Source organism: Fictibacillus enclensis (assembly GCF_030123385.1).
Lineage (GTDB): Bacteria > Bacillota > Bacilli > Bacillales > Fictibacillaceae > Fictibacillus_C > Fictibacillus_C enclensis.
Genome location: NZ_CP126109.1, coordinates 3,598,085 through 3,623,888 on the forward strand (window position 1 = coordinate 3,598,085; position 25,804 = coordinate 3,623,888).

Here is a 25,804-nt window from a genome sequence, read left to right on the forward strand (position 1 = left end):
TCTAAAATTAACACCCATAATCTTCCTTGTCAATACGAAATATGACTATTTTCCTAAAAAGATTCGACAAAAAAGAACCTCAATCGCATGGGAATATCCAACGATTGAGGTTCCTTTCATCATTTAAGCATGTTTCTTTTCCATATGTTCTTTTCGTTCTTTCAGCTTCGGATAACCGATCAAAATGGCAATCACGCCGCAAACGGCGATTAAAATCGGGTAGAACGAATACGTCAGAAGGCTCACTGGTGAGATGGAGCCGATTTTGGCCGCCGTCAGCAGTTGGGCACCGTAGGGAATCAAGCCTTGAATAGCGCACGAAAAGATATCAAGAAGACTTGCTGATTTTCGCTTATCGATGCCATACCGATCGGATATCTGCTTGGCAAGAGGACCTGCTGTAATAATGGAAATCGTATTGTTGGCGGTGGAAAGGTTGGTTGCACTGACCAATCCTGCAATACCAAACTCCGCTCCTTTTTTTGTTCGAATGTTCTTCGTTAATACATCAAGAAGATACTGAATTCCGCCGTTATAGCGGATCAGCTCTACCGTTCCTCCAATGAGTAGGGCCAGGAAAACAAGTTCAGACATGCCAAACATTCCGTCGGTGATCGTTTTTAAAAAGGCTGAAAGAGTATAGGCTCCATCCACCAGGCCGATCACTCCCGCCAATATGATTCCGCCGCTTAACACAACAAATACATTCATGCCAAGAAGGGCAGCAATCAATACACCAACATATGGAAGGATTTTTACCGCTTGAAAGCTGTCAGCCGATACGCTGGAATGACTGCCCATCGTAACAATACAAAGGAGCACACACGTAACAATGGCGGCAGGAAGGACAATGAAAAAGTTCACTTTGAATTTATCCCTCATTTGGGTCTGCTGGGTACGGACCGCAGCAATGGTGGTATCCGAAATAATGGACAAGTTATCTCCAAACATGGCTCCCCCTACGACGGCTGCCATGGAAAGTGCCATTGGAATATCCGTCTGACCACTGATTCCTGCGCCAATCGGCGCCAGTGCGGCAATGGTCCCCATGGACGTTCCCATCGACAAGGAAATAAAGGCACCGATTACGAAGAGACCGACAATCAGGAAATTTTCGGGTACAACTGACAAGGCGAGATTGACCGTGGACTCCACTGCTCCCATTCCCTTCGCAGCTGCAGAAAATCCACCGGCCAGAATAAAGATGAAGACCATAATGATAATGTCAAGATGTCCTGCACCTTTGGCAAAACGCTCAATTTTACGGTTCAGCGTTTCTTTTCTATTCATTAACAGGGCTGCCGCTGCTGCCACGAGTATGGCTACAACCACGGGCATTTTATAAAAGTCACCAGTGATTACACCTGAGCCGATGAACAGGACCAGGAAGATAACGAGCGGCAATAGCGCCAGCGCATTTCCTTTTTTTACTGCATCCATCTAAAAACACCTCTACGTTTGTTATTGCTGCATGTACATATATGAAAAAAGACCTCTTCCAAAGAAGAGGCCCTATATGCTCATAAGGAACTCTTCTCATCTCTCAAGCATGAACTGCTTGCTGGATTTGGCACAGCACCTTCGAAATTCAGGTCCGCTGCCGAGACGTCTCAGGGCCAGTCCCTCAGTCTCTCGTGATAAGAAGTATCCAGTTTTCAGTTATAACAGCTTTTACTACTGTAAAGGGTTTGGGCTTTCTTGTCAAAAGTTAGTTTTTGGTAAAACGATTTTTGTCCTTCTAATGGTGGTCTATTTCTCCCCTGTAAACTTAATGCCTTTGACAAAATAGCGGTTAAAGAAGGCATACAGTATCAAAATCGGCAAGGTAAAGACCATAGAAGCTGCCATAATGTAATTCCAGTAGCTGATAAACTGTCCTTTGAATGAATTTAGCCCTAACGGAAGAGTGAACATGCTTTCATCAGACAGGATGATCAGCGGCCGCATGAAATCATTCCAGAAGGCCATAAAGACAAAGATGGTTTGTGCCGCTAATGCCGGCTTGGCAAGCGGAAGAACAATCCGGAAAAAGGTGCCGAATTTGCCCAGTCCATCTATAGCTGCCGCTTCCTCTACTTCTTTTGGAAAGTTAATAAAGAACTGGCGCATCATGAATATGAAGGTGGCGTTGACCGCACCGGGGATGATCATTCCCTGATAGGTATTCAGCCATCCGAATTCTTTTAAAATCAAGAAGTTAGGGATGAGCGTCACCTGAAACGGAATCATCAACACTGCTAAAATGATAATAAAGATACTTTTTTTGCCCGGAAAGCTGAGGCGGGCAAGGGCATAACCGGCCATCGAGTTGAAAAGCAAATTCAAAAAGGTGCCGACCACAGCGATAAACAAGCTGTTAAACAACCAGCGGCCAAAAAGCGGCTCCCGTGAGAAAATCTCCTTATAGTTATCGATGGTAAAGTTTTTCGGTATAAAGTTTATGCTTCCGCTTACGATTTCTCCTAATGATTTAAAAGAGGATGAAAGAGCCCATAAAAACGGAACAAGGGTGATCACCGCGTAGACAATCAAGATTACATACAGAATGGTTTTTCCAATCGGTCGTTTTTTCATGGTACCCCTCCTCAATAAAGTGATTCTTCCTTGGAAAATTTCCGCTGCAGAAGTGTTGCGATCAAAATAATGATGGCAAGCATGAAGGCAAGTGCTGTCGCATAGCCCATGGTGCCGAGTGATTTAAAGGCATATTGATAGATCAAAAGAACAACCGTCAAGGTGGAGTTGTTCGGTCCACCCGATCCTCCTGAAAAGATGTAGGATTGATCAAATAGCTGGAAGGTTCCAATGAGACCCATAATCACCACAAAAGAAGTCACGGGCCGCAAATTGGGAACCGTAATGTGCCAGAATTTCTGAAGTCCCGTTGCGCCATCGAGTTCAGCAGCTTCATAGTGGCTGTCTGGTATATCCTGAAGGGCCGCCAGATAGATCACCATAAAAAACGGTGCCGTCGCCCAAATATTCATAATCATGATCGCCAATAAAGCTACACTCGGATCACCGATCCAGTTGTACGTTGGCAGGTGCAGCATGTGTAAAATGTGGTTGATCAGACCGTTCTGATTGTACATCCACATGAAAATCAAAGTAAGTACTGCTGAAGAGGTCAATGTCGGTAAAAAATAAACAATCCGGAAAAACTTCTGCCCCTTCATGCCGGCATTCAGGGACGCTGCCAATACAAGCGCAAGCAGCGTCTGAAGCGGCACAACAATCACCACGTAAATGAAGGTATTTTTTAGAGCAATATGCGCCCGGTCATCAAACGTGATCTTCATAAAGTTATCAAGTCCCCTAAATTCCAGATGCGTACCGCCAAGCAACTCTACTTTATGGAAAGAAAGGTAGATTGCACAAAGGATGGGAGCGATTACAAAGATTCCAAGAATGATGAGGACCGGTGCCATGAACAGGTACCCCTGCCCCGCTTCCCTTCTCAATTTTTTGGAAGAACTGCTTTTTACCATGTTTCTTCACCTCTCTTTTTTGTTATTCCGCTACCTTAATCTCTTTATTAGCCTGTTTTTGCGCGTCTTTCAAAGCATCCTTCAGCGGCCGTTCCCCAAGATAGGCACTTAAAAATTGGTTGTTGAAGTTATTCATCACGATCGGCAGCATCGGACCGTCCTGCCAAACAGTCGCATATTTGGCTCCTTTAACAAGGGGTCTACGCAGTGGATCCTTGTCATAGCCGAGTTCTGCAGCTACTGACTTACGCGTAGGCAAGGCAAAGCCTTTGCTTGTCCATGTTTTCATGCCTTCTTTTCCGGTCAGGTACTTGATTAGTTCCCATGACGCTTTCTTATGCTTGGATTCTGCATTCATGGCATAACCGACCGTGAAGGACATGGTTCCCTTCTTGCCGTTAACCGTTGGCAGCTCGGCGGTTCCATAATCTATTTTAGGAAACGTATCTTCCATGAACGGAATGTTCCAGTTTCCTTCCATCACCATGGCAGCCCTTCCCTGGCCAAACATTTCTCCCCCGGAACCTGAACCAACCTCTGAAGCTTGAGCAGCGGTTTTATCTTTTAGATGCATGTCCAATACCGGCTGAAGTGCACGCGCCACACGGTCTTCTGCAAAAGTCGCACGGTCATTTGTGATGACCTGGCCGCCCTGGGACTCAGCCATGTAATACAAACGCTCGATCTGCGGCATTACACCCAATCCGTAAACTTTGTTGCCTTTGGTGAGTTTTTTAGCGTCTTGCTCCAGCTCTTCCCATGTTTTTGGCGGACCGTCTATTCCCGCTTCCCGAAACATTTTTTTGTTGTAGAAAAGGGCAAGCGTGGAATAGTCCTTTGGAAAGCCGTAAATTTTACCGTTGTCTTTAAACGCATCTAACATCGGCTTTTCAAAATCATCCACATCAAAATCTTTGGTTACATACTTGTCCAGCGGTTCAATTGCACCTGTTTCGATCAGGCCGGGTGCTTCAAACGCATCCAGGTAAAAAACATCGGCTGCTGTTCCCCCAATCAGCCTGGTTTTCAAAACGTCCATGTACTGATCACTGATCTGATTAAACTTTACATCGATGTTCGGGTGGGATTTTTCAAAGTCGTCCAGCACTTCCTCCAAAAGTTTTTTCTCGACCGGATTTCCTCCCCAGCCGCTCAGTGTAATGACCGTTTTGCTGCTGTTTTCTGATTCATCAGGCTGGCTGCATCCTGCAAGCAGAGAAGTAGCCAGCAGGGCAGTTAGCCCCGCTGCTGAAACATATTTTTTCAACTTCATAGAAACCTCTCCCTTCCTATGCGTATTTTACTTATCGGTATGGATCGTATAGCCCGTTGTATTTTCATTTACGGTTAAGAAACTCTTTCCATTTTCCTTGCGAACGCTGACAGACAAGTAGCCGTTTCCAATCTTGATCGATTGTACGGTCAGTTCATTCACTCCTTCCGGAAGCTCAGGAGATACGGAAATCACTTCGTTCAAAGCATCTGGAAACAATCCGAGAACCGTTTGGATAAAGACAAGCGGTGTACCGGCAGCCCATGCCTGAGGTGAACAAGCGACCGGATACTTTACCGCAGGTCCGCCAGCGGCACCATAACCGCAGAACAGCTCTGGCAGCCGGTCATATTCAAAGTGCTGTGCCGCGTCCATCAAGCCTTTAATCACCAGGTTCGCCTGTTTCTGATGGTTCAACTTGCTCATGCCCAGCAAAATCATGCTGTTATCATGCGGCCAAATGCTGCCATCATGGTAGCTCATCGGGTTATAGCCGGCCTCGCCTTCTGCCATTGTGCGTATGCCATAACCGGAAAAGAATGCCGGTGATACGAGCTTGGATACCATCTGATCTGCCTGTTCTTCCTCCAGCATGCCGGAAAACAACACATGGCCAGGATTGGAGGTTAACGTCCCCACTTTCTTTTTTTCATTATCGAGCGCAATGGCATAGAAGGATTGATCCTCCATCCAAAATTGCTCGTGAAACTTGGATTTTAACTCTTCTGCTTCTTTACGCAGTCTCACCGATTCATCTGTCCTCCCCTGTTTTTCATAGATGGAGGCAATCCCTGTCTTGGCCTGATACACATAGCCTTGGACTTCCGAGAGCGCAATCGGTGTCTCTGCATAATCGCCGTTTTTGTGAACAACTGAATCTGCGGAATCCTTCCAGCCCTGGTTGGCAATGCCCTTGCTGGATTCCTGATGATATTCCACAAATCCGTCGCCGTCCCGGTCACCATACTGGTCGATCCACATGAGGGCATTTTCGATCGTTTGCTGAAGCTCTTCTGCCAGACATAGATCTCCGGTCCATTTGGTGTATTCCGTTAGCAGCATTAAAAATAACGGAGTGGCATCAATCGTTCCATAATAAGGAGTAAATGGAATCTGTCCAGTTCCCGCCAGCTCTCCATAACGGACTTCGTGCATGATTTTGCCCGGCTGTTCATCCCGCCAAGGATCCACTTTTGTTCCCTGTTGTGACGCGAGAGTCCTTAGCGTGCCTTTTGCAATCTCCGCGTTAAACGGAAGCATCTGCAGCGCGGCAATCAGGCTGTCACGGCCAAATGGGACACCGAACCAGGGGAGGCCTGCCACCGGAAACTGTCCGTACCCGATATCTGTCATTAACACCCTGAGGTCAAGGATTCCTCGGTCAACGAGGCGCTGTAAACGGGAGGAATCGGTTTGAACACGGGCTGTATTCTTTTCCCAGTTTTCATAAGATGCCTTAAGGTTCTCAAGAGCTTGTTCTGGTGCCATAATTTCACCGGATACTCCATCCACTTCTGGAGCAATCGTAAAGGTGACTGATTGGATTTCCTCATGATCCAATGAAAAGTGAAAAGCAACTTCGGAATCTGAAGTGTTTATTGCCTCATGGTCCCAGCCTACTCGTGTGGACCGTTTGACTCCGTCGGCTCCTTCGTAATGGTAAGTCAAGCTCTTGTCTGTATGATCGATGCCTGTTCGTTTGCCGGTTTCTCCGGATTGAAAACCACGGACAATAAACATATCGGTAAAGTCCACATCCAGCAGCATGCTGATATCAAACTCAACTGGCTTAGGATAAAAGCTTTTCACCTGAACGGTTTCATACAACACGCCATCATAGATTAAGCGCTTTCTTTGAATCTCTACTGACTCCCTCCAGAGAATCAATTCTCCGTCCTTTTCCATATGAGGATTGGTCATCAATATGTTGGCGCTGTAATTTTCGTCGGCGGACGAAGAAAGCAGGATCGGGTCTTCATTATTAATTTTTAAATCAAACTTGCTTAAAAACCGTGTATCCTTTGTATATAATCCCAGTCCGTAATCATTGTTCAAAGGAATGTTTCCTTTATCATCCGTTAATAAAAACAAATCATTTTCCTTAATTACTCGATAATCCAATTTTCTTCCTCCCCATAATTCCGAAACGTTTTGGAAAATGATTAAAAAATATATTCCAAAATCCGAAACGTTTTCGATTTTTCCTTAAATTAAAACGATCAAGTCGTTTTCGTTGAAAACGACCTTGTCGGTTTTAATTTGGTTGATTCACGTTTGACTAATGAGGTTTTCAGCACTTTTTTGTGCGTTCCATCTTTTCCCTCTAGCATATCAATCAGCAAAATGGCTGATTCAAAGCCGATCTGGTATCGGTCCTGAGCAATGGTTGTCAGGGTGGGTGATGAATAGGATGCTAGCATGATGTTATCAAAGCCTGCCACGGAGAGATCGTCAGGAATTCTTTTGCCCATCCGGCGTGCTGCCTTCATCGCACCGAGCGCCATGAGGTCACTTGCACAAAAAACAGCCGTAATCTCCGGATGTGCATGGAGCAGCTTTTCAGCTTGCACTTCCGCCTCCGATTCCAAAAAAGAACCATTAACCACGTATTGTTCCTGATAGTCGATCTTCGCTTGATTCAGTGCTTCCTGATATCCCTGAAGGCGCTGTTTGCTGACAAAGGCTTGCTCGTGCCCATTGATCATGCCAATCTGCCGATGCCCAAGCTCGATGAGATGATCCACCGCCATCTTTGCCCCTTGTTTGTTGTTGGTCGTAACATAACCCACACTGTCGCTTTCGATGGGAATATCGACAAGAACACAGGGAATGTCACTTTCCACAACTTCTTTTAAATAAGGGTCATCCGTTTTAATCCCCTGCAGGATTACACCGTCAACTTTCCGCTCCTGACAAAGCTGATTGTACGTTTTTTTCTGCTGCTGCTCGGAATTGGTGCTGAAGAGAATAAGATCATATCCCCTCTCTCCCGCACAGTCATTGATTCCACAAAGCACTTCATACGTAAAATTATCTTTGCTGCCTTCGATCCGCATCCCAGAAACAAGCAAACCAATCGTTTTTGTTTTTTTCATGACCAGGCTTCGGGCCAACAAATTCGGGCTGTACTGAAGTTCACGAGCCACAGCTTTAATTTTTTCTCTTGTTTTCTCATTCACATCAGAGTATCCGTTTAATGCCCTTGAAACTGTGGTAACAGAGACTCCGGCATGTTTTGCAATATCTTTAATTGTCGCCACATTCAATCCTCCAAAACGTTTCGGAACGTAATGCTTATACTATACTCTTCTGGGAAGGCGCTTTCAACCCCTTTTTTCGTTTGTTTCCCTAAAGTACCCCGAACTCTTCATCCGTCCAATCCGTGATAAACATATGTCCGGGTGAATGGGTAATCACGAGTTCAGGCTTAACGTTCATTACGACTGCCTGAGGAGTTACGCCACAAGCCCAAAAAACAGGTACTTCTCCCTCTTTGATGGTTACGGCATCGCCAAAATCCGGTGTATCAATAGACTCGATCCCGATCGAACGGGGATCACCGATGTGTACAGGCGCTCCGTGCACCGATGGAAATCTGGAGGTCACCTGTACGGCACGTACCACATCTTTTTCGGGAATGGGACGCATGCTCACAACCATCGGACCTTCAAAACGTCCGGCTTTTGTACAGCTTATTGATGTTTTGTACATAGGTACATTGCGGTTCTCTTCGATATGCCTTACAGGAATTTTATTTTGCATAAGAGCTTGTTCGAATGAAAAGCTGCAGCCAATGAGAAAACCCGTCATATCATCCGTCCAGTATGAATCAATATCCTGTACTTCATCGGTAAGGATGCCATTGCGGTATATCCGGTAGCTTGGCAGATCACTTCGCAGATCTGCTGAAGGAGCAGCAAGTGCAGGAACTGAGCTGCCTGGCTCAGTTACATCCAAAACCGGACAAGACTTGGGGTTCCGCTGGCAGAACAATAAAAACTCGAACGCAAGATCCTTGGGAAGGATGACCAGGTTCGCTTGTGTATAGCCGTTGCACATACCCGCGGTAGGACGGTTCCATTGGTTTTTCCGGATCATTTTACGTGCTTCTTCGGGGTGTATCAGACTGTTGTTCAGCAAGCTGTTTCCTCCTCATTTTTTTATTCTTCACAAATATTCTAACACTTTTCTCGTTTTGTGCATGTCAGGATAAAAAAGAGACCTTCATGGCCACATGCCATAAAAGTCTCCTTTTTCTTATTTCGCTTTTCTTACATTGAACTGGTCTTCAAGCATGCTCCAGTTTTGCGGGAACGGCTCGCCGAGTACCCAATACGCGATGCCGCGAAGATTATAGTACTTGACTTGATTGAATTTCGCTTGTGCACTTTCTTCATTCTCAAACCAGACAACGTGTTTCTTGCCATGATCATCACTGTAGTTGAAGTACGGAGAGTGTGATTTATTGTCATATTTAATTTCAGCGCCTTCTTTAATCACCAGTTCGGTTGCTTCCTGTGGCGCAATGCGCTTGGCGAAAGCATTACCTTTTTTATAGGGCAGGATCCAGTCATACCCATACAGCGGCGCACCCATTACAATTTTTTTGCGGGGGATCACAGATACTGCATAGTCGATGACGTTGCGCACTTGAGGAATAGGTGAAACAGCCATCGGAGGACCGCCGGACCATCCCCATTCATACGTCATGAGAATAACAAAATCAGCAAGCTCTCCATGCCGTTTGTAATCATGGGCGCCATGCCACGGGCCCGTTTGCTCATCACTCGTTTTTGGTGCTAGAGCAGTAGACGTAATGAATCCTTCCTTTTTCACTCTTGGCAGAATCGTTTCAAGGAATCCGTTATAAAGATCGCGGTCTTTTGCACGAATATGTTCAAAATCAATATTTAATGCTTTGTAGCCTTTTGCTTTCATGGTCTTGATCACATTATTGACCAGACGATTGGATACGGTTTTATCCGTAAAAATGGTATGTGCCACCTCAGGAGAAAAGTTCCCCTCCGTAAAGTTTGTGAGAACGAGCATCGGGACTGCACCCTGTTTTCTGGCTGCAGCGAGCGCCTGATCATCTTTAATGCCGATCAACGTACCATCCGGTTTTACACGATAGCTGAAAAAAGCAACATACGATAAATGCCGGCCTACGTCCTTTACTTCTTTTACAGCCGCCTGGGGATCAACCGGCTCTAAAAACCCAATCGAAGTAATTTTGGTTTTCTTATGTTTGGTCTGAGACGGTGTTACTTCCTTCTGTTTGCTGCCATTATACTTTACCTGCTGCAGTCTCGGATGCTCGCTGCCATTTTTCCCGGCATCTGCTGTTCCTTCCTGCTGTCCTTTTACATTTCCGCAACCGGAGAGTACAAGGGAAAACGTGAATAGTAGTGCAAAAATAGTTCTCAACATTCGGTCCCTCCTTTTTTCCTTATGCTTCCTTGGCCCTCATCCCGTTATACAGGAGAGAAACGAGCAAAATTTGGAAGACAAGGCCCCGCGTTTGAGAACTTGTTGATTGTAAGATACGCTAGGAGAGTCTGAACGCTATGGAGGTGTATTTGCTTGAAATGGCCTTATCTTTGGATTGCCGGGGGAGCAGCCTTGTGGGGAACGATCGGCATCTTTATCAAAGAACTATCTTCTATGGGATTCACTCCGATCCAAATTGTTGTTTTACGCGCTTTGAGCGCTGCAGTTTCCTTTTTGATCCTTACTTTCTTTCTAAACCGATCACTTCTTAAAATACACATCAGGGACAGCTATTATTTTATCGGTACCGGGCTGCTCAGCATCGCCTTTTTCAATTGGTGTTATTTCAAAACCATGAATGAAGTATCTCTGTCTGTTGCGGCCGTTCTGCTGTATACAGCGCCCGCCTTTGTCCTGATTTTATCGAGGATTTTCTTCCGTGATCTTATTACAAAAAAGAAAGTGGCCGCCCTTTTGGTCACATTTCTCGGGTGTGTGTTTGTCGTGGGCTATTTGCCAGCCTCTAACGGTGGTATAACGTGGACCGGATTGCTCACGGGGCTGGGATCAGGATTGGGCTACTCGTTATACAGCATTTTCGGTAAGGCAGCCTCCGCCAAATACAAAACGTTAACCATCACGACGTATACGTTTGTTTTTGCCGGGTGCGCTCTCTTTCCGATCAGCGGATTATCTCATTCTGCTCACCTTTTAGAAGACACGGAAGTCTGGCTTTATATCATTGGATTGGGTATAGTCCCCACTGTGCTTGCTTATATTTTATATACGGTTGGATTACGCCAGGTAGAACCCAGCAAGGCAGCGATTGTCGCAACGGTCGAGCCGGTGGTAGCGACTCTGGCCGGTTTTTTTCTTTTTCAGGAAAAGCTTACACTTTGGCAATGTGCAGGAATCCTGCTCATCATCTTTTCTGCTGTCCTCGTCCAGGACAAACAAAAGAAGACTCACCTCAACAAAGGGGCTTCACTTACTTAGCGCTCATCAAAAAAGAGGCCCTATTCATAAAACAGGTGCCTCTTTTCCACTTATTTTTTACTGGCCAGCCATACAGCCACATTCTCTGCTTCATCACCATTAATCAAACCGGCAGGCATGCCGCCTCCGCCATTTTTAATTTGCTTTAAAATTTCATCTTTACTGTGCTCTTTTCCAATCTCTTTTAAAGCAGGTCCTGTTCCGCCTTCCAAGTTGTTTCCGTGGCAGCTTGCACAATTTTGCTTAAAAGACTTTTCTGCCGCAGCGGAATCTACCGAGCCTCCGCCCTTTCCACCTCCGCCGCTGTCGCCTCCTGAAGAACATCCTGCAAGCAGAAAAACCATACCCGTTGCCATTACAATATTTTTTAGCATTATAAAATGCCTCCCATCCAAGATATAAACCGTTTCCACAACGATTAAACCATTAAACCTTTTTCTAATTTAATCACCTTCCTAGTGAAATCGATTCATTTTGTATACAATGAATGAGGATACGACATTTGAAGTAAGGAGCATAAAAATGAAAGCACTGACCTTCCATACATTTGGAGGACCTGAAGTCCTTCAGTATCAGGATGTTCCAACTCCGGAACTGAATGCGAATGAAATTTTGATTGAAATGAAGGCTATTGGACTTAATTTTGCCGACATTTACCGAAGAAAAGGAAACTATCACTTACTGGGGAATCCTCCCTATATTGCAGGCTATGAAGGAGCTGGAGTGGTAAAAAGCGTGGGTTCTTCCGTACAGAATGTGAAAGAAGGTGACCGTGTCGCATTTGCTGATGTTCCATATGCCAATGCCGAATACGTTGCCGTGCCCGAGGATCATCTTATCCCCTTGCCAGAGAAAATATCCTTTGAAACTGCTGCTTCCATCCTTTTGCAAGGCATGACTGCACAGTATTTAACAAGGGACAGTTATGCAGTTGGGCAAGGAACCCTTCTTGCCCTTCATGCGGCGGCAGGCGGTGTGGGCCAGCTTCTGATCCAGATTTCCAAAGCGCTCGGAGCAGAAGTCATCGGGCTTGCCTCATCAGAGTCAAAAAAGGAAGCCGCACTCGCTGCAGGTGCTGATCATGTTTTCCTTTATAATGAAGATTGGGTCAATAAAGTAAAACAAGCTTCATCAGGCCGCCAAGGTGTCGATGTGATTTATGATTCTGTCGGGAGCACATTGATGGATAGCTTTGAAGCGGTGAGAACCGGTGGTACGGTTGTTTTTTATGGAATGGCTGGCGGTGACCCTTCTCCGGTAGATCCCCGCATGCTGATGGATACATCGAAAACATTAACCGGAGGCGATCTTTGGAATGTTATTACCTCCCATTGGGAGCGTGTATCACGGTCCCAGGAGCTTTTTGACCTGATTCTCTCCGGTGCGGTAAAAGTACCCGAAATGACCTCCTATCCACTTGAACAGGGAGCAGAAGCTCATCGTTTTTTGGAAAGCAGAAAAAGTACCGGAAAGATTTTACTTATTCCTTAAACAAAAAAGCGGATGGACCCGCATCGGATCCATCCGTTTTTCTATTAACTCATTAATAATCGTAAAGCCTTTAACCGCTCGTCCGTCATGTTAATCAAAAGTTGGTTGTTTAATGTTTCAGCCATCTTGTATGTTAAATTCAAAAAAGCCTCCAGTCCTGCTTTGTACCCTTTATGAAACGCGAGCTCATCACACTTTTTCTCTGAATACAAATCAATATTCCCCTCTGTTACTGGAAATTCCGCATGGCCGATTTCGTGCCAGATAATGGCTTCTTTCATTTCCTGATCTTCACAAAAATAAGAATAATCATATACCACAATGAACCGGTCAAATGCCGGATCCAATGAATGATAACATAACGTTAATATCCGGTTATCAATGTTCCAAAGCTGAAGCCAATCTTCCTTTTCAAGGCCAAAGGTTCTCATAATTTCCTGCTTGTCTTCTATAATGGCAATCCGCTCACGATAGATTGCTTGATCCAGTACCTCGCCCAAACAAATCATCAGAATTCCCCTTCCCTTGCCCCGTCTGAATTTTTTACTATGATATGTTGGCTGGTATCATTCTATTCACTATCAAAGAGCTTTCCTGAGCCTTTTTTTCTCCCAGTAGGATACTTGTCCCTAACTATCAGACAAGAAGGTGAATATAGTATTTCAAAGGGGTGAAATAATATGTCAAGAAGAAGAAGAAGAAGTGATTCCTCAAGCAGAAACCGGCGCCGCTCTTCATCAAGCACTGCCCGTTTCGAGTTTGAAATTGAATCATCATCAAGCAGTTCCAGGACTTCCAGCAGCCAGGTGGAAGGGGCACAGAATCGACGTCGAAACCGCAATCGTCGTCAGGTTCAGATTGTTCAATGTAATTGCGGCGGTTCTCGACCCTCCAATGAAAATCCGGTAATGGGAGCGATGAATCAACGGCCAACGCAAGTCACTCAAAATTGCAACTGCGGCGGCTCACGACCCACCAATGAATATCCGGTGATGGGAGCAATGAATGAACGTCCAACACAATTTATTCAAAACTGCAATTGTGGACAACCTTCCAATGTAAGTCCGGCACAGAACCAGCGGCCAAGCTGCCGGCGCTTCTGTGAGAATGCTTGTCGTTCGCTCTATGGTAGTGGTCGAAGGCAATGTATCCAGGATTGTCTTGCTTGTCGAGGCAATCAAGGCAATACAATGGGTGAGATGGATGACAATGATTGCAACTGGAGAAGTCCTGGCCCAAGGGGTGATGTAATGGGTGTTCAAAGCGACATGAATGACGGCCATTACTGGGACTCTGATTATTAATTAAATCAACACAAAAATTCCACTGTCCGCTAAAGGCAGTGGGATTTTTTTGGAAAGGATAGTTTCCATTAAACGCGGGCATTCTTTTGGTATAGCTAATTGGAGGTGGATACATAAATGAGAGCATTTGACCTGGCTCACTTAACAAATGAACAAAAAGCAAAATTGGATGCCATGGAAAAGGAATTGGATGTCGTCCTGATCGCCTGGGATCAAAAAGAACAAAAAAATTCTCAAGAAAGTATGAATTATGATATTTAGTCAAAAAAGCTCTTCCATGGTGGAAGAGCTTTTTAACGAGTAAACACCTTTAGGAGGCTGCCTTGGAAACCCGGAAGGTGACAGGCTTCATGGTTTTTTCAATTCTTTTCATCGTATATCCATTTTTCTTTAAATAATCCAGTAGCTGGGGCAGACTTTCGAGCGTTTCTTTCCGTTCATGCATTAAAATGACAATCGGCTCGGTATGGTGCTCCATTTTTTTTAATTGACGGATTGAATTTGTCACATATTGCGGGCTTCTAAAGGACCAGTCCATGCTGTCAATCGTCCAGTCCCAGAGCTCATAGCCTTTGTCTTTGACCGCCTTCTGGTAATCCGGCTTCATGTATGGAGCACTTCCGTATGGCGTTCGGATCAGCGCGGTTCTTTTGCCAGTAATCTTTTGCAGTGCCCGATTCGCCTGATCCATTTCCTGAACGACGGTTTCCTTCGAGCGATAAATCTTTTTGGCATCATGAGAGACTCCATGCAGCCCCTGACTATGTCCTTCCCGGTCCATCCGTTTCACTTGATCCTGAAACTTCAGCATATTGGGTTCAAGCATAAAGAAGGTTGCTTTCACTTGATACTTCTTGAGCACATCCATTATTCCGTCTGAAACCCTTGAAGGACCATCATCAAAGGTTAAATACACCATTTTCGCTTGGCTTTGCCCGGCCGGTTTTTTATGTACTGCTGCTGCACCTACGGCTTTTTCCTTGGTCTTTTTTTGTTTTTCCTGAGCTTTTTTAATAGAAACTTTGGAAGTTACTTTCTTTTCTTTGCTGTTTTGTTTCTCCTTTTTTCCCAGCTGAAGGGTTTCTTTTGAAGCTCCCTTCAGTTTCGGATCGTATTTCTCCTTCTGAATTTTCTCGGTATAATGCTTCTCCTCCGAAGTGGTTGCTTTAATCTTGTTGGCATGCCATGAACCAAAAATAAAAACCAGACCAATCACGGCCAAAACCAACAAAACCGCAGCTTCTCTTTTTCCTGCATTTTTTCTTGCTTCCCCTATGTAACCTTTCACCTTACCATCACCTTATCTTTACAAAACGTTTATACGCTCTAAGTATAACGGATTTTTTGTAAAAAAAGGTAAAAAAATAGGAAATTTTATGAAAAAATTACGAATTTTGTTGACAATCTTTGGTTTCCCTGCATTACTCTTGCTGATCTGGCGGCAAAAAGGACAGCACCTCTTTTACGATGGCATTGATCTTGTCATCTATAAAGGCACTTCCATATTTACTTTTTGCTTTTTCGATTTCCTCCTGAACCTCTTTTTCAAAATTGATCAGCGGGATGTCATCCTCCGCTTCGTTATAGAGATCAATCATGGCTTCAAGCCCCTCTTGCATGCGATCAATGGCATCACTGTACAGCTTCTTGCTTTTTTTATTTAGCTTCATGTTATCACCTGTTCTCATTATCTCCTTTTTTCCCCGCCTAAATCCTATTTTATAGACAGGTACCCTTACAGATTGTTAACACTCATCATAAATTAAGAAGTGAAGCAACAGTCAATAATGATGAGAAAAAGGAGAGAATGCATTATGTATTATGGCTATGGCTGCCACTGCCCGCATGTCATTGTTCATCCCACCCAGTGTTGTGTTCAGCAGCATTATCATACGGAAGAGGTTATCCACGTGCATCCTGTACAAATTCAGCATGTGAACCACGTATTATACCAGCATGTTCATGAATATCCGGTTTCCCAATACGAGACTTGTCAGGTTCATCACCAGAACATCTCCTGTGGTGCACCTCCTTGCTGCTAAACCCGGCTTTAGCCTGCATGCCAAAAGAGGCCATGCAGGTTTTTTACATAATTCGGTTTGAAACTCGCTTCAAGGCATGATATATTGATTTCTGGATTCTTAAGCCGTTTATTTTCATTATCATAGACATGCAGCCAACCCTGTGCGGTTGGTTTCTTTGCTTGATTTTTTTATTTAGGGGGGTATTACGATGAACAGTACTGTAAAAGAGTTCACACTCATTATTATTGGATCCTTTTTTTTCGCTCTCGGCGTGAACTGCTTTGCCATACCAAATGAACTTGGAGAAGGCGGGGTCACCGGTGTCTCCATGATTTTATACTATCTTTTCTCCTGGTCGCCCAGTTATACGAACTTCATTATGAATGGGATTTTATTAATCATTGGCTATCGTCTGCTCAATAAGCGGGTAACTCTCTATACGGTTTTTAGCATTGTATTTACTTCTGTATTTCTTCATCTGACCGAAGGGTGGGGCTCACCCGTTAAGGATACAATTCTAGGCACCGTTTTTGCCGGAATCTTTATCGGAATCGGCCTTGGATTGGTGCTTCGTTCTGGAGGAACCACCGGAGGATCAACCATCCTGGCACGGATGGCCAACCAATATTTTGGGTGGAGTATCAGCGGGGCTATGCTTGGCATCGACCTGTTGGTGGTCATGAGCTCTTACTTTGTCATCGGAGCGCAAAATACGATGTACACAGTGATTTCCATTTATATTTCAACCAAGGTTCTTGATTATATTATTGAGGGCTTCGATACACGAAAAGCGGTCACTATCATCTCTCAGCATGCGGAGCAAATTGCCCAAAAGGTGAACAATGATATGGACCGGGGCGTGACTGTTTTTTCTGCCCATGGCAGCTATACGAAGGAATCAAAAGAAATTTTATACGTAGTCATCAATAAACAGGAATTGTTTCAACTGAAAAAGATCGTTCAAAAAATGGATGAAAAAGCGTTTGTGGTCGTCCATGATGTCAGGGATGTCTTCGGTGAAGGGTTTACGTTCCCGAAAACAGAAGCTACATAAACAAAAAAGGTCTGCCGTTACGCCCAAAAAGGTTACGCCAGCAGGCCTTTTTATTTTTACACCAATGCTTGTTTAAGGACAAACTCCCGAATGGCGTGAGCTACACCGTGTGCATCGTTCTCAAGGGTGGTAAAATGACAGATCTCCTTGATTTCAGGAAGCGCATTTCCCATGGCAATAGCCGTACCCGCAGTCTTCATCATGGGCCAGTCGTTCATATTGTCTCCGATGGCAACTGTGTTCTCTTGCTGAATTCCAAAATGGTCAGCCATACCCAGTATCCCGTTGCCTTTGTTTGCTTTTTCATCGTTAATTTCAAGGTTGTGCTGAGCGGAACTCGTTACAGACAGATCCTCAAACTGTTTGGCAAAACGGTTGATTTCTTCCAGCTTCTTCTCGGAGTAGGAGAAAGGCAGGATTTTATTGACGGTGAGGTCTTCTGTCCAGATGGACCGAAATGAATCAATGGAAATCTGACCGAATTGCTTTAAATAACCTTGAGCCGCATCCCACAATTCCTCTGCATTTAATTCCGGATTGGCGGATTTCGCCATATCGATTTCCACCTGAATCCCCTCCTGACCAAAGTCAGGTGTATGGATCCCTTTATTGGTATGAAGATGGTAAAATACCTGAAGTTCCTCCATCTTCGTTAAAATGGAAGCAGCATGTTCCTTTTGAAGCGGATGGTGGTCCACCACTTTTCCGTCAGCATAAAGAACGGCTCCATTCGCACCGATGACCGGACATTCTACTCCCGCTTCCTGAAGCAGATTCAGCACGTCTTCCACCGCACGGCCTGTGCAAATGGAAACAACATGCCCCATCATCTGAGCTTCTTTTATAGCCTGCGCATTTTCATGACTGATTGAACCTTTTTTGTTCAACAATGTACCATCCAAATCGATTGCAATTAATTTCATAACTTCCTCCTTTTTATAGTACGATGATTTCGATTTCAAACTGTTCCAGCTGCTTTTTCAGCTTTGGTTCCATTTCCTGATCTGTTACTAGGATGTCGATCTTGTTCCACCCGCATACTTTTTGAAAATAGGTTCGGTTGAACTTTGATGAATCAGCAAGCAGTGTGACCTGGTCTGAGCGGCTGATCATTTCTTTCAGCAAAAACCCTTCTTCTTCAAAAGGAATGGTCAAGCCATCTGAAGAAATGCCGCAGGCTCCCAAAAACAGCTTGTTGACTTTAAAATCTGCGAGATGCTGTATGGTTCTCGATCCATAGATCGATCGGTGACTGTTATTGAGCAGCCCTCCAAGCAAATGAATGAAAATATCTTCTTTTTTGGATAAAATCCCTGCTATATCTATCGAATTTGTGACAACCACGTTGTCTTTTGTTTGAATATTTTCTGCTAAAAATTGAACGGTGGTAGAAGCATCCAACAACAGATGGTCGCCATCCAGAATCAAGCCTGCCGCATATTTACCGATACGCTTCTTTTCCTCCGAAGCTTTCTGCAGCCGCTCATCATAGTTGGACACATCATGAAAAAGAGTGGGTGACTTTGCCCCGCCGCGCAGTCGTACGATTTTCCCCTCTTCCTCCAGTTTCACCAGGTCGCGTCTGGCAGTATCCCGTGAGACATTATTCATGTTGCAGATGGTTTCCATATCGACCCTTTCGTGCTCTTTTAAGTAATGTAGAATCGCTTCCATACGTTCATCCTGATACATGCCTCATTCGCCCCCTTACTTAAGTGATTATAAGTAATATTAAGCAGTTCTGCAATGAAATATGCATATCTTTACAAAAAATAAGCAAAAGTAAGGATAATCCCTCACCTTTGCTTAAATTGGTCTCCATTTATTTTAAAAACAGTTTATTCCAGCGTTTCGCTTCAGCAAGTGCTCTTTCATCTTTTAAAATATCATGTGGTGCATTGGCTGTTCCAATGATGTATTCAGCAAATGAAACACCCATAAAATCAAATATGTATTGAAATTGCTGAATTAAAGGCATTGCTTTTATTCTCGGCTGATCACCGCCGCATGTAATCACATGGGCCGTCTTTTGGCTCATTTCTTTTTTAAAGGCAAAACGGTCATCACGCAAACTCTGGGACCACCGATCCACAAAATTCTTCATAAGGCCGGACATCCCGTACCAGTATACCGGTGTGGCGAAAAGCAGGATATCATGCTCAAGTACAGTATCGATCACATTCTCATAATCATCAGCGACAGGTTCAAAGCCGCCTGCTGCATGTCTTAAGTCATCGATGGGTATGATCTGTTTTTCTTTTAAAATAATCGGTGTATAGTCTACCCCTTTAAGTGCCAGCTCGGTTAACTGCTGTGTGTTTCCGTGCGCTCTCGAACTTCCGATAATTGCTGCAATTTTCATCGTTTTCCCCCTGTTGTCTTACTATGTGAATCATAACGCATCCTCTGTCTTTTTCCCAACAACCGGCTCTGCAGTTATCGAAAATGTTCCTTTTTTCTAACTTTCTCTTTAAAAGCATGCCATGAATTCTTTGATGCCGAGTGGCTTCCAATTGCTGCATATCCATAAAAAAAGCCCATAAACACACCAGCGATCAAATGATGTCGATGGCTGTACAAAATGGAAAGAAGAAGGCCGAGCAAAAGCGCAACCGAAGGAATTAATGCCTTGGGTACAGGTGTTATCCATTTGATGATTTGTGTCAGCAGGAGAACCAGCGGCACGGCAAGCACTCCATCCCAAAAGTTCGTATGTATGACCGGAAAAACTTCCATGCGTATTCCTCTCTTTTAGCTGGGTTACTCCCAGTATCACCATAATCATGAACTTTTATCATAAAAAAAGAGGCAAAAACCCGCTGATCATGACAGACACGCCTGGTTTTTTGCCTCTTTTCATTAAACGTTCAGCAAGCTGTCGACCTTTTGGATCAAATCCTTCAACTCTCCCTGAAAGGATTTCATCTTCTCCATCTTCTGCTGAAGCATCTTCTCCTGCTCTTTTAGCCCTACAGCAATCTCTTCCAATTCCGACTGCTGAATGGTTGTATCTTTCGTCGACTCATATTGATCCTTATGTTCGAGCACCCGTTCTTTAATGGTTAAGAAGTGCTGCAATTCCTGCAAAGAAAACCCGAGTACTTCCTTCGCATCAACCACTCTCTTTAATTGTTTGATGTCTTCATCGGTATACAAACGCACTTGCCCGTCACTTCTCTCCGGAGGCTGAATCAGCCCAATCTCTTCATAATAACGGATAGCACGCTTGGTAATTCCCGTAATTTTTGCTGCTTCATCAATTTTAATCCAGTTCACCCGACTCACTCCCTTATTAAAAGTATACCTTTACTATGACGCGAACGTCAAAGGTGTCAGTTGTGAACGGACAATTTAAATAAAAAAAACCGCCACAGAAGCGGCGGCCGTACATTTTTTAATGATTTCGTTTGGTCCACTGGCTGTCGGTGACCTTTTTTGCGATTCCTTTTCCCAATGCATCCTTTGCTTTCACGTCTTTTACATACCAGCCTCGTCCGTTAACACTGGCATCGGTCGTATATAGAAAACGGATAAACTTTGTGCCAGCCGGCAAGGCGGTGGTTTGCTTCTTCCAGCCGTTGCTTTTTCCTGTAAAGGAAGAAGCTGTTTTCTGCCAGTTGACACCATCTGCAGATACTTCAACGGTTCCATTGTCGCTTCCTTTTTCGATCTCAAACCAGGTTTCAAAGCTTACTGTTGAGGCCGGTTTCTTTAATTCATAAACCAACGGCCGGGAAACCTTATCACCATATCCCGCAAACCAGGCTTTTTCATGATTAGCCAGAGAAACAGGAATAGCATCTGCCGCAGCACGTGCCACATCGCGGCGAACCGGATTAATTGATGGCATTGTTCGTGTCGGATGTACACGGTTGGTCAATGTTAAAACAACGGTCTGGTTTTTGGGGCTGATGACCATCGTAGTTCCGGTAAATCCGGTATGGCCAAGTGTGGTCGCGTCAGACAGTGCGTCCATGTACCAGCCCTGGTCCAATTCCCAGCCAAGCCCGTGAGAGTCGGAAGGGAATTGAGGAAGCTGATTCTCCTCCAGTAATTTGACGGTTGAAGGTTTTAAAATCCTTGTGTGGCCATACTTTCCATTTTGCAGGAACATGTGGGCGAAGACAGCAAGATCATGAGCCGAAGAAAAAACGCCGGCATGTCCAGCCACTCCATCAAGCGACCATGCGTTTTCATCATGTACTTCTCCCCATACCATGCCCCTGTTAATATAAGGTTCATATTCGGTTGCGGCAATTCTTGGCTTCAAATAGGCCGGAGGGTTATACATTGTATCCCTCATCTTCAACGGGCCGGTTATCACTTCTTTCACATATTCATCCAGACGTTTACCGGAAAGCCGCTCGACCAGCACCCCGAGAGTAATCATGTTCAAGTCACTGTATGTATAGGTAGTGCCGGGCGAATTTTTGAGTGGATAGGTTAAAATAATATGCAGCCGATCTTCCCGGTTTGTTCCCATCTTGTAGACCGGGATAAACGGCTCAAAACCCGATGTATGTGTGAGAAGCTGCCGGATGGTCACCTTTTCTTTTCCGTTTTCCTTAAATTCAGGAATATATTTGTATACAGGGTCATCAAGTTGGAATTTCCCTTGCTCGTACAGCTTCATAGCAGCGGTTGTTGTAAAAATTTTGCTGATCGACGCTAAATCAAATATTGTATCTTTCCTCATGGGAACCGGATGCTCCAACTCCGTATACTGATCGTCCGTATAACGAGAAGCATAACCATAAGCATCCCACTTGGCGATGGATCCTTTTCTTGCGATCAAAACCACCCCGCCGGGAAACATCTTCGTTTCCATCGCTTTATTCATGGTCGTGTCAATACTGTTTAATGCATCCGGATAAAGCCCAGCACTTCTTGGTGTGCCATTGTGAATAACTGGTGATGAGGAGCCAGGATAATTCCAGTCACCCGGTTTGAAGTAGCTGATCGGACTGCTTTGCTCTTGCTTGCCTTGAGCGAAAACCGGTGTCCCTGCTGACAAAATCATACTCAGACCGACGATGACCGCGGCCGGCTGTTTCCATTTTTTCATCATTGCTTCCCTCCGTTTTCAGAAAATTCAATCCTTTATTAAAGAGTAGCAGCGATATACTGAAAAAGCCATGGAACGAAGGTCCCGTTCTCATCCCGGTCCTTTCCTATCTTTTGGAAGCTTCCGGTCGGAAAATCTAGTAAACTGTAATCATTACCAAACTTTTTTCCTCCCCACAAATCATCAAAGTATGACTATTGTACCTGTTTTTTTTTAGCTTTCCATACTATAATCTGAGAGTTATTATTTTCTAAATATAGTATAGGAGAAATGGAGGGCGGTTATGATCAGCTGGCTTAAACGGAGAAAAATGAATATCAAGACCCATTCATCACCTGACCTTGCTTCCCGTTCTTCTGCTGCAGCTCATCTGCAAACTAAATCCATTTCACCCGATAAGGAAATCGAACATTACAAAAGCAGACTTTTGCAATTTGGCATTAACATTTACGAGATGCCAAAGTTAACTCCCCAATCGAAGAAAAGCAGACTCGATGCCTACACCATAGCCTCATACATAGCAAACAATACAGAACTTAAATCTCTTTTTCTAACAAAAAAAAGTCTGCCTGCATCCCAGCTTTCAGAAAAGTTTCCAATCAAGAGCATTAGACGATACACACCTTATATTATCGCTGTTGCTCTCATTATTATTGAAGACTATGAATATCTTAAAGGCTATTTGCCGGAATAGGAGGCCCTTACGATGACAAAAGGAATTGTGGTAGAAGTCAAACGGCACCACATCATCGTTCTATCTGAGGGCGGTGTGTTTCGAAAGGTGAAAAACAATGGACAGCCTTATGCGGTAGGAAGTGATATTCTCCTGCCTAATGAACCGAAACGAAAACCGATGTTCAGCCTTCCAGTATTTAGCTGGAAATCTGCAACCGTGTTTACCTTTGCCATCCTCTTATTATTTTTCCAGCTCGCACCCAACACTGGTCAAGGCGTTTACGCCTATGTTGGCATAGAGATGAACCCAAGCATTGAATTGTCCATCGATGATGACATGCGGGTTCAGCACATAACTGCCTATAATTCGGACGGTAAAAAACTGGTTGCTCTTCTTGAAGATTACCATGGGCAGCCTCTTGAGAAAGTGACCGAGGACATTTTCAAGATCTGCCGTGCCAAAGGGTTTATCAAACCCGATCAGGAAGTTATTGTTACCACGACTCTGACAAAGGACGTCAGTAAAGAAACACAGCAGAAAATTGAGCAGAAAATTAATTCCTTAATGGAACAACAAGCGTTGGAAAACAAAATAGACATGACTTCATTGATCATTTCCAACAAAGAAAGAAAACGGGCCAAAAAAAGCGGCCTTCCACCTGCGAAATATGCTATCTTCATGGCGGCAAAAGAAGCAGGAATACCCATTACGCAGAGTGATATCAAGAAAAAAAGCATTCAGGAATTGTCAGATAAGGTTGGCCCGATCAGCGACCTGCTTTCCTCAACGCCTCTTGGAGAATATCAACATGTCTCTGTTTTTGTTCATAACGAACCTTCTCCGGATGACATTGACCTAACAGAAACCTCATCCACGGTTAATCCGGATCCCGTCCTGATTCTGAAGGATCACGAAGACGTGAAAAGCAGTGAGCCAACGGAAACTGCAGTTGATCAAAACGCTCCAGTAAAGAAAGCAGCAGAAGGCAGTATGAGTAATCCAGCATCTGCCGAATTCCCTGCTCCAATGCAGTCCGGACAATCAGTATCTGGCAATAAAAGCACGAAAAATCAGCCGGTTTCTTTTCCGGTTTCAGATGTGGTGAAGGAACCTGCTGCTGAGCCGGTAAAGCAAAGTGCTCCGTCAGCAACACAAGCACCCGAAAAGAAAACGGATAAACCAGCAGCGGCCTCTGCCAATGAAGCATCAAAAGGATCTGACGCTGTTATACCTCCTAAGGAAAAGGATAAAGAAGAAAAAACTTCTCTTGCTCCTGTTTCGGTTCCAAAAGAAGAAGCCAAACAGGCAAGCCCTGAAGACCGTGAGGAAAGTAAGAATACGGATAAACCTAAAACGGCAGGGGAATGCAACGTAAAACAACCAGCAAAAAGTGAAGCTGCCGAGCCCTCTCGTGATTCAAAAGATATAGCTGTTCAGACAAAAGAACCTCAAGAAGAAAGGATAGTTCCGGTCAGTGAAAAGCAACAAGACACCACTCTTTCAGAGGCATCAAAGGATTCGGACTGTGCCGGGTATATTCACAATAAACAAGAACCAGCCGTGGTTGACTCCGCTCCTGTTCAGGAAGACTCCCTTCCAGACATGGAACAGGAAAACGAACAGCCCTCAGAAGAAGTCAATACACTTGCAGCAAGTGCAGATGATGCAGCTTAAGAAAATCCTGTCTGAACAACATGTTCAGCAGGATTTTTTATTGAAGGCGATGAAGCCGTTTCTTTAAATATTTATTTCTTTTCTTGATGAATGCAAGAATGTATTCTGGCTCCTTATCGAATTTGGACAGAGAGTAGTGCTTATACGGATCTTTAATGATATGCGGCCGTATGGACGCATATAGCTTTTCAATTTTCCATTCCATGGATTCTATGGTGAATGCTTCTTCAAGCAATTGTTCCATCACGTGTCTGTATTGTCTTCGATAATTTCCATGAAGCAGCAAACGTGCTGTCAACGTATTGTACCCTTCGATCGGGACATACTTGTTCTCCATCACATCTCCGTGAATATCCCTTCCCCATGTGGCATCGTAATCCCATGGCATGATTTCAAACTGTCCAGTCTCCCCATTTTTGTAAAGAGAATAGTTGTGAATAAACCCATCAAAATTTTGTGTACAGACGGCACCGCCCAGCCATCGAAAATAACTTTCCAGATTCAGCAGAGGTTCAATTTTTGTTGGAAATTCTTTATCCGTAGAAGTCAGCACGCAATTCAGCAGCTTTCTTAAGTGATGAAAGGAATGTTCGGGATCATACTTAATTTCATACCCTGATGTGACTGACCGTTTCGCTTTGCCGGTTGTAGGATTGTACTTTGAGAAATTGGCATTTTCTGAAATGGCATAATAGATACTGCCATCAGGAAGCCCTCTTTTTTTCAAAAAAAGCTGATCGACCGACTCCAATTGAAGATAAACACCTTGATAAAAGCCATTGATGTACAATGTGACATGGTTTGCTTCCGGGGACAATACGCCAATATCGCGAAAAAAGTCAAGGGACAGCTTATTCCTCATTAAGGAAGGATCATTGTACTCGGCATTCATATGAATCCTTTTAGCTCCTGTAAACATCCTGGAAGATGGAAAAACAAAATCATATGATTTTTTGGGAAACTTACGGATGTGTGCTCCTCTATATTTTACAGTGGTTTCATAAGATTGATTTTCGGTTTTTAATGTACCTTTAACCGGCTGGCTGGCCCATCTTCCCTTTTCTATTGACTTGGCCCCTTTAATGGGGACAGAGAGACGATACTCCGGCAACATACCTTTAGACATGACTCTTCAATCTCTCCTTAGGTTGATACTTATCTCTATGTTAAGAAGAATGTAAGCGTCACAAATCAATGCTAAAAAGGGCCTCCTTTCTGGACGTTTATCCAAGCAGAACGTAAAAACTTACGTACATTATATTTGAAAAG

Annotated in this window: 28 protein-coding genes and 1 riboswitch; of the genes, 9 read left to right on the forward strand and 19 right to left on the reverse strand. The window is 44.2% G+C overall.

The genetic code is table 11. The features are described from left to right. Nucleotides 1–123: 123 nt before the first annotated feature. From QNH15_RS18810 to QNH15_RS18845, 8 genes are all read right to left on the reverse strand, one after another. Entirely contained in the window at nt 124–1,440 is a 1,317-nt protein-coding gene (locus tag QNH15_RS18810) for a Na+/H+ antiporter NhaC family protein (protein ID WP_283889686.1), read from the reverse strand. A 93-nt stretch (nt 1,441–1,533) separates the two neighbouring features. Next, a riboswitch (SAM riboswitch) is annotated at nt 1,534–1,644 on the reverse strand. Between the two features lie 105 nt (nt 1,645–1,749). Next, a complete protein-coding gene (locus QNH15_RS18815; RefSeq protein WP_283889687.1) occupies nt 1,750–2,574 on the reverse strand; it encodes a carbohydrate ABC transporter permease in 825 nt (274 codons plus the stop codon). Between the two features lie 11 nt (nt 2,575–2,585). Next, nucleotides 2,586–3,488, reverse strand: a complete 903-nt coding sequence (locus QNH15_RS18820; protein ID WP_283889688.1) for a carbohydrate ABC transporter permease — start codon at nt 3,486–3,488, stop codon at nt 2,586–2,588. 22 nt (nt 3,489–3,510) lie between these two features. Further along, nucleotides 3,511–4,761: an ABC transporter substrate-binding protein gene (locus QNH15_RS18825; protein WP_283889689.1), complete on the reverse strand. Its 1,251-nt coding sequence runs from the start codon at nt 4,759–4,761 to the stop codon at nt 3,511–3,513. Nucleotides 4,762–4,788: 27 nt separating this feature from the next. Then, the gene (locus QNH15_RS18830; protein WP_283889690.1) at nt 4,789–6,882 is read right to left on the reverse strand and encodes an amylo-alpha-1,6-glucosidase; all 2,094 of its coding nucleotides are present in this window, start codon (nt 6,880–6,882) and stop codon (nt 4,789–4,791) included. Nucleotides 6,883–6,980: 98 nt separating this feature from the next. Beyond that, nucleotides 6,981–8,021, reverse strand: a complete 1,041-nt coding sequence (locus QNH15_RS18835) for a LacI family DNA-binding transcriptional regulator (RefSeq protein WP_283889691.1) — start codon at nt 8,019–8,021, stop codon at nt 6,981–6,983. Nucleotides 8,022–8,109: 88 nt separating this feature from the next. Beyond that, a complete protein-coding gene (locus tag QNH15_RS18840) occupies nt 8,110–8,898 on the reverse strand; it encodes a putative hydro-lyase (protein WP_283895658.1) in 789 nt (262 codons plus the stop codon). A 120-nt stretch (nt 8,899–9,018) separates the two neighbouring features. Then, on the reverse strand, nt 9,019–10,191 hold the full coding sequence (locus QNH15_RS18845) for a glycosyl hydrolase family 18 protein (protein WP_283889692.1): 1,173 nt from the start codon (nt 10,189–10,191) through the stop codon (nt 9,019–9,021). A gap of 153 nt (nt 10,192–10,344) precedes the next feature. Between QNH15_RS18845 and QNH15_RS18850 the strand changes: the two genes are divergently transcribed. Further along, nucleotides 10,345–11,247: a DMT family transporter gene (locus QNH15_RS18850; RefSeq protein WP_347343355.1), complete on the forward strand. Its 903-nt coding sequence runs from the start codon at nt 10,345–10,347 to the stop codon at nt 11,245–11,247. A 50-nt stretch (nt 11,248–11,297) separates the two neighbouring features. On the opposite strand, the gene QNH15_RS18855 is transcribed toward QNH15_RS18850, so the two are convergent. Beyond that, nucleotides 11,298–11,621, reverse strand: a complete 324-nt coding sequence (locus QNH15_RS18855; RefSeq protein WP_283889693.1) for a c-type cytochrome — start codon at nt 11,619–11,621, stop codon at nt 11,298–11,300. A gap of 148 nt (nt 11,622–11,769) precedes the next feature. On the opposite strand from QNH15_RS18855, the gene QNH15_RS18860 reads away from it, so the two are divergent. Beyond that, complete coding sequence (locus QNH15_RS18860; protein WP_283889694.1) at nt 11,770–12,738, forward strand: quinone oxidoreductase family protein; 969 nt, start codon at nt 11,770–11,772, stop codon at nt 12,736–12,738. 44 nt (nt 12,739–12,782) lie between these two features. On the opposite strand, the gene QNH15_RS18865 is transcribed toward QNH15_RS18860, so the two are convergent. Continuing rightward, nucleotides 12,783–13,247, reverse strand: coding sequence for a hypothetical protein (locus tag QNH15_RS18865; protein ID WP_061972315.1), 465 nt, complete (start codon nt 13,245–13,247; stop codon nt 12,783–12,785). Between the two features lie 193 nt (nt 13,248–13,440). Between QNH15_RS18865 and QNH15_RS18870 the strand changes: the two genes are divergently transcribed. The 3 genes from QNH15_RS18870 (at nt 13,441) to QNH15_RS18880 (ending at nt 14,303) form a co-directional block, all read left to right on the forward strand. Next, nucleotides 13,441–13,647 (forward strand): hypothetical protein, encoded by a 207-nt coding sequence (locus tag QNH15_RS18870; RefSeq protein ID WP_283889695.1) that lies wholly within the window; start codon nt 13,441–13,443, stop codon nt 13,645–13,647. A gap of 192 nt (nt 13,648–13,839) precedes the next feature. Continuing rightward, entirely contained in the window at nt 13,840–13,989 is a 150-nt protein-coding gene (locus QNH15_RS18875; RefSeq protein ID WP_283889696.1) for a hypothetical protein, read from the forward strand. A 170-nt stretch (nt 13,990–14,159) separates the two neighbouring features. Further along, entirely contained in the window at nt 14,160–14,303 is a 144-nt protein-coding gene (locus tag QNH15_RS18880) for a hypothetical protein (protein ID WP_283889697.1), read from the forward strand. A 49-nt stretch (nt 14,304–14,352) separates the two neighbouring features. Here QNH15_RS18880 and QNH15_RS18885 read toward each other — a convergent pair whose 3' ends face one another. Next, entirely contained in the window at nt 14,353–15,330 is a 978-nt protein-coding gene (locus QNH15_RS18885) for a polysaccharide deacetylase family protein (RefSeq protein ID WP_283889698.1), read from the reverse strand. A 133-nt stretch (nt 15,331–15,463) separates the two neighbouring features. Beyond that, nucleotides 15,464–15,730, reverse strand: a complete 267-nt coding sequence (locus QNH15_RS18890) for an atypical membrane-integrating protein (Mistic protein) (RefSeq protein WP_283889699.1) — start codon at nt 15,728–15,730, stop codon at nt 15,464–15,466. 126 nt (nt 15,731–15,856) lie between these two features. Here QNH15_RS18890 and QNH15_RS18895 point away from each other — a divergent pair, with 126 nt between their 5' ends. After that, nucleotides 15,857–16,084 (forward strand): CotD family spore coat protein, encoded by a 228-nt coding sequence (locus QNH15_RS18895; protein WP_074440555.1) that lies wholly within the window; start codon nt 15,857–15,859, stop codon nt 16,082–16,084. Between the two features lie 190 nt (nt 16,085–16,274). Beyond that, complete coding sequence (locus QNH15_RS18900) at nt 16,275–17,120, forward strand: YitT family protein (protein ID WP_283889700.1); 846 nt, start codon at nt 16,275–16,277, stop codon at nt 17,118–17,120. Nucleotides 17,121–17,176: 56 nt separating this feature from the next. Here QNH15_RS18900 and QNH15_RS18905 read toward each other — a convergent pair whose 3' ends face one another. From QNH15_RS18905 to QNH15_RS18930, 6 genes are all read right to left on the reverse strand, one after another. Beyond that, nucleotides 17,177–18,043 carry a Cof-type HAD-IIB family hydrolase gene (locus QNH15_RS18905; protein WP_283889701.1) on the reverse strand — a complete coding sequence of 289 codons (867 nt, stop codon included), beginning with the start codon at nt 18,041–18,043 and terminating at the stop codon, nt 17,177–17,179. A 13-nt stretch (nt 18,044–18,056) separates the two neighbouring features. After that, a complete protein-coding gene (locus QNH15_RS18910; RefSeq protein WP_283889702.1) occupies nt 18,057–18,812 on the reverse strand; it encodes a DeoR/GlpR family DNA-binding transcription regulator in 756 nt (251 codons plus the stop codon). A gap of 130 nt (nt 18,813–18,942) precedes the next feature. Further along, the gene (locus QNH15_RS18915; RefSeq protein WP_283889703.1) at nt 18,943–19,482 is read right to left on the reverse strand and encodes a flavodoxin family protein; all 540 of its coding nucleotides are present in this window, start codon (nt 19,480–19,482) and stop codon (nt 18,943–18,945) included. Nucleotides 19,483–19,556: 74 nt separating this feature from the next. Beyond that, nucleotides 19,557–19,856 (reverse strand): hypothetical protein, encoded by a 300-nt coding sequence (locus QNH15_RS18920; protein ID WP_283889704.1) that lies wholly within the window; start codon nt 19,854–19,856, stop codon nt 19,557–19,559. Between the two features lie 123 nt (nt 19,857–19,979). Beyond that, nucleotides 19,980–20,396, reverse strand: coding sequence for a MerR family transcriptional regulator (locus tag QNH15_RS18925; protein WP_283889705.1), 417 nt, complete (start codon nt 20,394–20,396; stop codon nt 19,980–19,982). Between the two features lie 118 nt (nt 20,397–20,514). Beyond that, the gene (locus QNH15_RS18930; protein WP_430667100.1) at nt 20,515–22,188 is read right to left on the reverse strand and encodes a serine hydrolase domain-containing protein; all 1,674 of its coding nucleotides are present in this window, start codon (nt 22,186–22,188) and stop codon (nt 20,515–20,517) included. 280 nt (nt 22,189–22,468) lie between these two features. Between QNH15_RS18930 and QNH15_RS18935 the strand changes: the two genes are divergently transcribed. Next, entirely contained in the window at nt 22,469–22,879 is a 411-nt protein-coding gene (locus tag QNH15_RS18935) for a hypothetical protein (protein WP_283889706.1), read from the forward strand. A gap of 12 nt (nt 22,880–22,891) precedes the next feature. Further along, a complete protein-coding gene (locus tag QNH15_RS18940; RefSeq protein WP_283889707.1) occupies nt 22,892–24,535 on the forward strand; it encodes an anti-sigma-I factor RsgI family protein in 1,644 nt (547 codons plus the stop codon). A gap of 37 nt (nt 24,536–24,572) precedes the next feature. Here the strand turns inward: QNH15_RS18940 and QNH15_RS18945 are convergent, their stop codons facing one another. Beyond that, the gene (locus QNH15_RS18945) at nt 24,573–25,661 is read right to left on the reverse strand and encodes a CotH kinase family protein (RefSeq protein WP_283889708.1); all 1,089 of its coding nucleotides are present in this window, start codon (nt 25,659–25,661) and stop codon (nt 24,573–24,575) included. Between the last annotated feature and the right edge of the window lie 143 nt (nt 25,662–25,804).

Bases quoted from the DNA above. Each gene is read 5' to 3' on its own strand.
- QNH15_RS18810 (WP_283889686.1), bottom strand. From the start codon at position 1,440: ATGGATGCAGTAAAAAAAGGAAATGCGCTGGCGCTATTGCCGCTCGTT.
- QNH15_RS18815 (WP_283889687.1), bottom strand. From the start codon at position 2,574: ATGAAAAAACGACCGATTGGAAAAACCATTCTGTATGTAATCTTGATT.
- QNH15_RS18820 (WP_283889688.1), bottom strand. From the start codon at position 3,488: ATGGTAAAAAGCAGTTCTTCCAAAAAATTGAGAAGGGAAGCGGGGCAG.
- QNH15_RS18825 (WP_283889689.1), bottom strand. From the start codon at position 4,761: ATGAAGTTGAAAAAATATGTTTCAGCAGCGGGGCTAACTGCCCTGCTG.
- QNH15_RS18845 (WP_283889692.1), bottom strand. From the start codon at position 10,191: ATGTTGAGAACTATTTTTGCACTACTATTCACGTTTTCCCTTGTACTC.
- QNH15_RS18855 (WP_283889693.1), bottom strand. From the start codon at position 11,621: ATGCTAAAAAATATTGTAATGGCAACGGGTATGGTTTTTCTGCTTGCA.
- QNH15_RS18860 (WP_283889694.1), top strand. From the start codon at position 11,770: ATGAAAGCACTGACCTTCCATACATTTGGAGGACCTGAAGTCCTTCAG.
- QNH15_RS18865 (WP_061972315.1), bottom strand. From the start codon at position 13,247: ATGATTTGTTTGGGCGAGGTACTGGATCAAGCAATCTATCGTGAGCGG.
- QNH15_RS18880 (WP_283889697.1), top strand. From the start codon at position 14,160: ATGAGAGCATTTGACCTGGCTCACTTAACAAATGAACAAAAAGCAAAA.
- QNH15_RS18890 (WP_283889699.1), bottom strand. From the start codon at position 15,730: ATGAGAACAGGTGATAACATGAAGCTAAATAAAAAAAGCAAGAAGCTG.
- QNH15_RS18895 (WP_074440555.1), top strand. From the start codon at position 15,857: ATGTATTATGGCTATGGCTGCCACTGCCCGCATGTCATTGTTCATCCC.
- QNH15_RS18900 (WP_283889700.1), top strand. From the start codon at position 16,275: ATGAACAGTACTGTAAAAGAGTTCACACTCATTATTATTGGATCCTTT.
- QNH15_RS18905 (WP_283889701.1), bottom strand. From the start codon at position 18,043: ATGAAATTAATTGCAATCGATTTGGATGGTACATTGTTGAACAAAAAA.
- QNH15_RS18910 (WP_283889702.1), bottom strand. From the start codon at position 18,812: ATGTATCAGGATGAACGTATGGAAGCGATTCTACATTACTTAAAAGAG.
- QNH15_RS18915 (WP_283889703.1), bottom strand. From the start codon at position 19,482: ATGAAAATTGCAGCAATTATCGGAAGTTCGAGAGCGCACGGAAACACA.
- QNH15_RS18920 (WP_283889704.1), bottom strand. From the start codon at position 19,856: ATGGAAGTTTTTCCGGTCATACATACGAACTTTTGGGATGGAGTGCTT.
- QNH15_RS18930 (WP_430667100.1), bottom strand. From the start codon at position 22,188: ATGATGAAAAAATGGAAACAGCCGGCCGCGGTCATCGTCGGTCTGAGT.
- QNH15_RS18935 (WP_283889706.1), top strand. From the start codon at position 22,469: ATGATCAGCTGGCTTAAACGGAGAAAAATGAATATCAAGACCCATTCA.
- QNH15_RS18940 (WP_283889707.1), top strand. From the start codon at position 22,892: ATGACAAAAGGAATTGTGGTAGAAGTCAAACGGCACCACATCATCGTT.
- QNH15_RS18945 (WP_283889708.1), bottom strand. From the start codon at position 25,661: ATGTCTAAAGGTATGTTGCCGGAGTATCGTCTCTCTGTCCCCATTAAA.